Annotated in this window: 1 protein-coding gene; it reads left to right on the top strand. The window is 47.9% G+C overall.

All coding sequences use genetic code 11. The features are described 5' to 3' along the window. Positions 1-3: 3 nt before the first annotated feature. Positions 4-882 carry an NAD(P)-dependent oxidoreductase gene (locus tag R7044_RS24230; protein ID WP_005463052.1) on the top strand — a complete coding sequence of 293 codons (879 nt, stop codon included), beginning with the start codon at positions 4-6 and terminating at the stop codon, positions 880-882. The last annotated feature ends 237 nt before the right edge of the window (positions 883-1,119 follow it).

Genomic DNA, 1,119 nt, shown 5'->3' with positions numbered 1-1,119 from the left:
GCAATGGAAAAACAACGAGTAGCATTTATTGGTTTGGGTGTCATGGGCTACCCAATGGCGGGCTATTTGAGCAAAGCGGGGTATGAAACCAAAGTATACAACCGCACCAAAGCCAAAGCTGATAAATGGGCTGCAGAATACAATGGCATTGCGTGCGAGACACCGCGAGAAGCGGCAGAAGGTTGCGATATCGTATTTACTTGTGTTGGTAATGATAACGACGTACGCAGCGTGGTGTATGGTGAAGAAGGCTTGTTAGTTGGTCTCAAAGCGGGCGCGGTTTTGGTTGATCACACAACAACCTCGGCAGAACTTGCTGTGGAACTGGCGGATGCGTGTAAAAAAGTGGGCAATCACTTTATCGATGCGCCAGTCTCGGGCGGTCAAGCGGGCGCAGAAAATGGCGTGTTGACCATCATGTGCGGTGGTGAACCGAGTGTATTTGACCATGTTGCGCCTGTGATGGATGTGTACGCGAAACAAATCACTCTGCTGGGCGAAAATGGTCAGGGACAGCGTTGTAAAATGGTAAACCAAATCTGTATCGGTGGTATTTTGCAGGGCTTGAGTGAAGCACTTTTGCTTGCGCAAAAATCTGGCTTAGACATTGAACAGGTTGTCGAGACGCTGAAACACGGCGCTGCTGGTTCATGGCAAATGGAAAACCGTGCCACGACCATGGCGCAAGACAAGTTTGATTTTGGCTTCGCGATTGATTGGATGCGCAAAGACCTTGGCTTTTGTTTGGAAGAAGCTGAGCGTGTTGGGCTTGAGCTTCCATTGACTAAGATGGTCGACGAGCAGTACGCAGGCCTTCAACGTGAAGGGCTTGGTCGTATGGATACGTCAGTACTGATTAAGGCTGTAGCCAAAAATCAGTAGTAGATGAAGAACTCTTTGGTATCGAAGAGTTTGAAAAAGTCTAAATTGATCATATCGAATTCCTCTTAACTGGGAGGTGCAACGTGCGCCTCCCTTTTTATTTACTGTGGAATATTTACTGTGGGTTATTTCGCTAAACCTAACGCCAGTTCTAAGCCTTTGCCGTAGGCTTCGTCCGCTTGGTAAGCGTGGTTTACGTGACGTTCTTTAATGAAGTCTGGCACACCATCCATCTTG

It is taken from the genome of Vibrio sp. 1402 (assembly GCF_033340275.1).
Note: the sequence above shows the minus strand (reverse complement) of the source record. Positions and strands in the feature narration are given on the sequence as shown.